This is a genomic window from Halarchaeum acidiphilum MH1-52-1 (assembly GCF_000474235.1).
Taxonomy (GTDB): Archaea; Halobacteriota; Halobacteria; order Halobacteriales; family Halobacteriaceae; genus Halarchaeum; species Halarchaeum acidiphilum.
The window spans coordinates 1-6,871 of the sequence record NZ_BATA01000097.1 but is presented as its reverse complement, the minus strand read 5'-3'; the positions used below and the strand labels follow the sequence as shown (position 1 = coordinate 6,871).

Genomic DNA, 6,871 nt, shown 5'->3' with positions numbered 1-6,871 from the left:
GTTAGAGAAATATTACGGGGAGTGTTATCCGAGCATGGATGAACTAAACACGATACCCGAATGGCCGGTAATTCTTACCGGTACGCGCGATTCTTTGTAAATGTGTCACACTGTATTTAACATGGAGATAACCGAGGTCGAATCTTTCCCGATACGGATTCCGCTCGAAACGCCGGTATCGTTCTCAAACCGGACGCTCACGTACCGCGACCACACCATCACCTACGTCCGCACCGACGAGGGCCACGAAGGTGTCGGGTACTCACTTGGGTACGACGGTGCTGGACTCATCGCCGACGCTGTCAAAGACCTCCTCGCGCCGCGACTCGTCGGCGAGGACCCCCGTGACACGACTCGACTCTGGCACGAGATGTACGACTCGAACGTCCAGATCGGCCGACACGGCCTCTTCCTGCGCGCCATCTCGACTGTCGATATCGCACTCTGGGACGTCAAATCGAAAGCCGCCGGCCAGCCCCTCTACAAACTCCTCGGTGGGAACGCCGACAGCGTCCCCGCGTACGCTAGCGGTGGGTACTACCGCGACGAGAAAGGCCACGAGGGTCTCCGCACGGAGATGCGGCGCTACCTTGACGAGGGCCACGACGTCGTGAAGATGAAGATCGGCCGGAAATCCGCCTCCGAGGAGGAAGTCCGCGTCGCCGCCGTCCGCGACGAAATCGGCGACGACGTCACCCTCCTCCTCGATGGAAACGGCGTCTACCCGAACACGACGGAGGCCGTCCGCGCGTGCCGTCGGTTCGAACCGTACGACCCCTACTTCATCGAGGAGCCGGTGATGATCGACCGCGTCGACACGATGGCGGCCGTTAACGACGCACTCGACTATCCAGTCGCGACCGGTGAACTCGAAGGGACGCGCCACCAGTTCGCGAACCTCGTCGACAGTGGCGCCGCCACCATCCTCCAGCCCGACGTTACTGTTTGTGGTGGCGTTACGGAATGGATGCGCATCGCGAACTACGCGGCCGCGTACGACGTCCCCATCGCTCCGCACTACAACTGGAACATTCATTCGTCTCTTCTCGGCGCCATCGAGAACGGCCTTTGGATCGAATACTTCTATCGAGACATGGATGTGAAGGTCTTCGACGACGTCGTCGAAGCGCCGCTCGCACCCGACAACAACGGGAAGATTCCGCTCCCGGGCCAGCCCGGACACGGCGTTTCACTCGATAAAGACGCACTCGAAGAGTTCCGCGTATGAGGGATTACTCACTACAGACGACGCGTCCATCCGCTCGCGACGTCGAAATCACGGACATCTCGACCACAGTAGTCAAGGGGAACTTCGAGTGGAACCTCATCACGGTCGAAACGGACGCCGGCATTACGGGTATCGAGGAAGCCTACCGCGGCGGTGGCTTCCCAAACTCGTCAAATACACGAAGCGGTTCCTCATCGGGGAGTACCCGCTCGACGTCGAACGGCTCACGCGCTACATATTTCAAGATATGAGTGGTCACGGCGGGACGAGGGGGAAGGTCGTCACCGCCGCGTCCGGCATCGAGGTCGCCCGCTGGGACCTCGCGGGGAAACTCCTTGTCCGCCGTCTACCAGCTCCTCGGCTCGAAATACCGGGATGAAGTGAGGATGTACTGCGACTGCCACGCCGGCGAGGCGTACGCCGTCGAGGACGGAGGGAACAGCGTACGCGGGCGCCGACGCGTACTCGCCGGAGGCCTACGCCGCGGAAGCGCGCCGTGTCGTCAACATGGGGTTCGACGCGCTGAAGTTCGACCTCGACTTCCCGCGGGACAACGACCCCTACAACGGCCGGCTGTCGAACGCCGCGATCCACGAGAAACGCGAGATCGTCGCGGCCGTCCGCGACGAAATCGGTTACGACGTCGACCTCGCGTTCGACTGCCACTGGGACTACTCCGTCGAGAGAGCGAAACGCCTCGCGTACGAACTCGAGGTGTTCGACCTGATGTGGCTTGAGGACCCCGTCCCGCCGGAGAACATGGACGCACAGACGGAAGTGACGAAGGCAACGCGGACCCCGGTCGCCACGGGCGAGAACGCTTCCACGTGTTCGAGCTCACCAACCTCATCCACGACCACGGCGTCAACGTTCTCACACCCGTCCCGACGACGGTCGGCGGCTTGGCGGAGACGCTTCGCGTCGCGGACCGTGCGGAGGAGAACTACATGCCTGTCTCCCCGCACAACGTCTGTAGCCCGGTCGGCACGATGGCCTGTATCCATCTCGCCGCTGCGGTGCCAAACTTCGACGTCCTCGAGTTCCACGCGCTCGAAGTCGACTGGTGGGACGACCTTCACACCGGCGACGACCTCATTCGGGACAGCTCTATCGCGGTACCGGAAGCACCAGGGCTCGGTATCGAACTCGACGAGGAAGCCGTCGAAGAACACGTCCTCGACGGCGACGTTCCGGCACATCTTCCCGACGACGAGTCCGAGTTCCGCCTCGGCGGTCACGTGGTCGCTCTGGGCGCGCGGCGGGAGTTGGATCGGTCCGCCGGGGCCCGTCGCGGCCGTCTCGGGTTTCATGAAGCTCGCCGGCTCGTCCGGGCGGTCCTCGTCAAGTCGGTGGCGTGCTCGGCGTAGTTGAGCCCGATGCCCCAGAGCTTGCCGAACGAGGCGAGCGGGCGCGCAAAGCGGAGGTGGTCGTCGGGGACCGGCCGGGTCGACCCGGCGCCCGCGGCGAGCGTTCCGTCGGCGGCCAGCGAGAGCGCGTCGGCGACCGTCTCGACGCCCGGTTCGGCGGCCGAGAGAGGGACGAAACCGTCGTCGCCCCCGATCAGCGCCTCGCCGTCGGCGGTGCGCGCGAGGCGCGTCATTCGTCGTCCTCCGTCCAGAAGTCGAACGAGCGCCCCAGTGCGAACACGTCGAGGCCGACGGCGCGCTCCTCGCCCGTGTTCTCCACGCGGTGGGGTTCGTCGCCGTCGAGCCAGACCGAATCGTACTGCGAGAGGGTCACCGCGTCGTCTTCGGTCTCGACGGTGAGCTCGCCCGCCAGACAGAGACAGACCTGCTCGTTCTCGTGATCGTGCATCGGCGAGGAGTGCCCCGGCGGCTTCTCGAACCACTCGAAGGAGAACCGGTCGCTGCCGGCCAGCGAGACCCGTCACCAGCCCTCGTCGGGCTCGTACGTCTCCGCCGCCTCGAAGTCTACAGCTTTCATCGAACCACTTGCCCAAACCGAACGAACGATTATCGTGGTTCCCGATCCGGGGGTTGTTGCCGCTACCGGCCGAGCGCGTCGGCGTTGAGCGCGGTTTCGGGAACGCCGCCCTCGTAGACGGTGCGGACGACGGCGGCGGCCTCCCGGCTCATCGCCCGGAGGGCTTCGGCGGTGACGCCGGCGTTGTGCTGGGTGAGCACCACATCGTCGCGAGCGAGAAGCGGATCGTCGGCCGCCGGGGGCTCTGACTCGTACACGTCGATGCCGGCTCCGAGGAGGTCGCCGGCGTCGAGCGCCGCGCGGAGGGCGGCCTCGTCGACGATACCGCCGCGGGCCGTGTTGACGACGACGCCGTCGCCGGGGAGGGCGGCGAGTTGGTCGCGTCCCACCGCGTGGCGCGTCTCGTCGGTCAGCGGCGCGTGGACGCTCACGTCGTCGGCCGCCTCGAACAGGGCGTCCACGGTGTCGACGAGCGAGACGTTCTCGGGCAGGGCCGCGGGGTCGACGTACGGGTCGAGAGCGCAGACCGACACGTCGAATCCCGAGAGCAACCGCGCGACGTCGCGGCCGGCGTTGCCGGCGCCGAGCAGGCCGAGCGTCCGCCCGCTCTGCTCGTGGCCCCGGAAGTCGTGTCGGCGCCACTCGCCGGCGCGGGTCGCGTCGTGGGCCTGCGGGACGCGCCGCTTCACCGCGAGTAGGAGGGCGACGGCGTGCTCGGCGACCGAGCGCGCGTTGGCGCCGGGCGTGTTGGCGACGAGCACGCCGTTTCGCGTCGCCGCCGGGATGTCGATGTTGTCGACGCCGGCGCCGTGTTTCGCCACGACCGAGAGCGACGACGCGGCGTCGAGGAGATCGGCCGTGATCGGTTCGGTCCGCGTGATGATCGCGTCGAACGGTCCGCGTCCGCCCGGAGCGCCGCGTCGTCTCCGTACTCGTCTCGACTCGTGAACGACGCGATGCCGTCGATGGACTCCGGGCCCGCGGGGTCGATGGTCGCCGGGAGGAGCACCGCCCACGGCGCTCGGCTCACGCGAACATCGTCCCCGGATCGGAGAGGTGCTCGCGGGCCACGTCCTCGTCGAGTTCGATGCCGAGCCCCGGCGCCTCGGGCACCTCGATGTGACCCGCCTCGATGAGCGGGTCCGCGCCCGCGTGGAGGTCGTCCCACCAGTCGACTTCGAGGGCGTGGTATTCGAGCACCGAGAAGTTCGGGATGGCCGCACAGAGGTGGACGCAGGCCATGGTTCCGATTGGGCCGCAGACGTTGTGCGGCGAGAACGGGATGTAGTTCTCGGCGGCGCGACTCGCCACTGCCTTCGACTCGGCGAGGCCGCCGCAGGTGGTCGGGTCCGGCGTGATCACGTCGACGGCCTGCTCGTAGAGCAAGTCCTTGAACTCGTGGACCCGAAAGCGGTTCTCGCCGGTAGCGAGCGGGACGGCCACGTCGCGGGCGACCGCCTGCTGGGCGTCCATGTTCTCCGGCGGAAGGAGGTCTTCGAGCCACATCAGGTCGTAGGGTTCGAGCGCCCGCGCCAGTCGCTTCGCGCTCTCGACGGTGTAGTCCCAGTGGGCGTCGAACGCGAGGTCCACGTCGCGGCCGACGGCGTCGCGGACGGCCGCGACGATCTGGCGTTTGTGCTCGACGGCGGCGTTCGAGAGCCGACCGTTGTACGGGTCGGGGTCGTTGTCGCGGTACTCGATGTCGAGGTCGAACTTCAGCGCCGTAAAGCCCATGTCGAGGACGCGTTCGGCCTCCGCGGCGTAGGCCTCCGGAGCGTACATCTCCTCCTCGGCGGGGGCGTGTGCGCCGTGTTCGAGCTCGTAGGCCGTCCCCGCGTGGCAGTCGCAGTAGAGGCGGATCCGATCGCGGTACTTCCCGCCGAGCAACTGATAGACCGGCACGTCGAGCAGTTTCCCCGCGAGATCCCAGAGGGCGATCTCGATGCCCGAGGCCGCGGTGACGACCTTCCCCGTCGTGCCGCCGTGGCCGGAGGTCTCCTGGACGAGGTGATTGAACAGCCGCTCCACGTCGAGGGGGTTCTCCCCGACGAGGAACTGCTCCATGTACTCCATGATGTCCGTGACCGCGCCGCCGCGGTAGGACTCGCCGACGCCGGTCACGCCCGCGTCGGTGTGTACCTTCACGATGTTCCACTCGAAGTTGCCTTGGAGGACGCACGTCTCGATGCCCGTGATCGCCACGTCGCGTGCCGACGCGCGGGCACTCTCTTGGTTCGAGAAATTCCTCATGATCGTACGTCGTGATACCACACACCACGAGTTAACCGTTTGGGTGGCGGCCACCGCTCGCGCGCCGCCGGCTACTTCGGAACGAAAGCGGGGTCGCCGTCCTCGAAGGTCAGTCGCTCGCGGCGCTCGACGGAGAGGGCGTCGTCGTCGCGCGCCTCGGCGGCCAGCGCGCTCGACACGCGGAACGACGAGAGGTGACTGGTATCGCGGACCCACGCCACGCGGGCGGTCTCGGGGGCGTAGGTCCCGACGGTGGCGAGCGCCGCCGTCACGGCGTGGCGGGGCGTCGGGAGCACGACCGGCAGGCGTGCCTTCGAGAGCGAGGCGCTCGTCAGCGCGTTCGTGTACATCTGCCCGAGGTCGAGTTCCTCGGCGACGCCGCGGGTCGTGAGGTCTGCCAGCCCGATCCCCTGTCCGTTGCCGTGGGTCGCCTCCGTCAGGCCGAGGACGACGATCCGCGAGACGTCCGGTCGCTCGGGGTCGTCGGTGTTCAACACCTGATAGCGCCCGATGACGTTCGTGTCCATGCCGGCGCCCGAGACGTCCTTTCCGATCCCCTCGACGATCAGCGCGTCGAGGTCGTCGAACGGGAGCGTCGGCATGTACTCGTTCGCCCGGTCGAGCAGGGGTTCTTCGGCCTCGGGGAGGTCGGCGGCGGCGACGCCCTCGACGTGAGCGGTCCGGTCGTAGAAGTTCTCCACGACGGCGATCCCGCCGACGACGGGCGCCTCGCGGCGGATGATCGAGAGCGCGCGCTCGATGGTCTCGACGTAGCCCTCGGTGAGCGCCGCGTCGTGGACCGCGCGCGCGCCGGCCTGCTTGCCGAGGCCGACCGCGAGCATCTTGCAGAGGCCGCTCTCGAAGCGCCCGGTGAAGTTCGTGTGGGCCTTCACGCGGTTGACGACGACGATCCCGGCCGCCTCCATCGCCGCCGTCGAGAACGGCACCTCGTGGCCCGCCTCGGTCGTTCCGAGGGTGACCGTGTCCATGCGCGCGTCGATCGGGCACCCGAGCGCCTCATCGATCAGACCGATCCCCGCGAGCGTCTCCCGTTGGCCCTCGGCGGTCGCGCCGCCGTGACTCCCCATCGCCGGGACGACGACCGGGTCGTACCCCCGCGCGTCGAGGTCGGCGACGACAGTCCGGGCAATATTGCGGATGCCGTGGATGCCGCGGCTCCCGAGGCCCACCGCGACGGTACCGCCGGCGGGCACCGCATCGAGCGGAAGGGCGTCGACCGACTCGCGGGTCGCGCCCGCGACGTCGTCGAGTTCGGGCGTCGCCGGTTCGTAGCGCACCGTAGCGAACGACGGGAATGAGAGCGAATCCAACACCGCGTCGACCGTCTCGCTGTCCGGAAAGTCCATACGCGCCCTTTCGAGTGGGCCCACAAAATACTGCCCGTCAATCCATCGGTCGCGTTAAGTTAGAGGATGAGGCGGTGCGTTT

General features: G+C 67.4%; 4 protein-coding genes and 3 pseudogenes. 2 read left to right on the top strand and 5 right to left on the bottom strand.

Going from position 1 to position 6,871, the window contains the following annotated elements:
- Positions 1–121: 121 nt before the first annotated feature.
- Together AOZ13_RS12645 and AOZ13_RS15805 are read left to right on the top strand one after the other, a co-directional pair.
- Positions 122–1,228, top strand: a complete 1,107-nt coding sequence (locus AOZ13_RS12645; protein ID WP_020222593.1) for a mandelate racemase/muconate lactonizing enzyme family protein — start codon at positions 122–124, stop codon at positions 1,226–1,228.
- Positions 1,225–2,412: pseudogene (locus AOZ13_RS15805) on the top strand (mandelate racemase/muconate lactonizing enzyme family protein); the annotation flags it as partial. The gene AOZ13_RS12645 and the pseudogene AOZ13_RS15805, both read left to right, overlap by 4 nt.
- Here AOZ13_RS15805 and AOZ13_RS15800 read toward each other — a convergent pair.
- The 5 genes and pseudogenes from AOZ13_RS15800 to AOZ13_RS12615 form a co-directional block, all read right to left on the bottom strand.
- Positions 2,368–2,828: pseudogene (locus AOZ13_RS15800) on the bottom strand (fumarylacetoacetate hydrolase family protein); the annotation flags it as partial. The pseudogenes AOZ13_RS15805 and AOZ13_RS15800 overlap by 45 nt on opposite strands.
- Positions 2,825–3,172: pseudogene (locus AOZ13_RS15110) on the bottom strand (cupin domain-containing protein). The pseudogenes AOZ13_RS15110 and AOZ13_RS15800, both read right to left, overlap by 4 nt.
- Before the next feature lie 62 nt (positions 3,173–3,234).
- Positions 3,235–4,035 carry an NAD(P)-dependent oxidoreductase gene (locus AOZ13_RS12625; RefSeq protein WP_394324682.1) on the bottom strand — a complete coding sequence of 267 codons (801 nt, stop codon included), beginning with the start codon at positions 4,033–4,035 and terminating at the stop codon, positions 3,235–3,237.
- A 163-nt stretch (positions 4,036–4,198) separates the two neighbouring features.
- A complete protein-coding gene (locus AOZ13_RS12620; RefSeq protein WP_044957645.1) occupies positions 4,199–5,422 on the bottom strand; it encodes a mandelate racemase/muconate lactonizing enzyme family protein in 1,224 nt (407 codons plus the stop codon).
- A 71-nt stretch (positions 5,423–5,493) separates the two neighbouring features.
- On the bottom strand, positions 5,494–6,789 hold the full coding sequence (locus AOZ13_RS12615) for a lactate racemase domain-containing protein (RefSeq protein WP_021780764.1): 1,296 nt from the start codon (positions 6,787–6,789) through the stop codon (positions 5,494–5,496).
- Positions 6,790–6,871: the final 82 nt, after the last annotated feature.

What these genes read in the sequence shown, in the direction of transcription:
- AOZ13_RS12615 (WP_021780764.1), bottom strand. Translation starts at nt 6,789, where the DNA reads ATGGACTTTCCGGACAGCGAGACGGTCGACGCGGTGTTGGATTCGCTC.
- AOZ13_RS12620 (WP_044957645.1), bottom strand. Translation starts at nt 5,422, where the DNA reads ATGAGGAATTTCTCGAACCAAGAGAGTGCCCGCGCGTCGGCACGCGAC.
- AOZ13_RS12645 (WP_020222593.1), top strand. Translation starts at nt 122, where the DNA reads ATGGAGATAACCGAGGTCGAATCTTTCCCGATACGGATTCCGCTCGAA.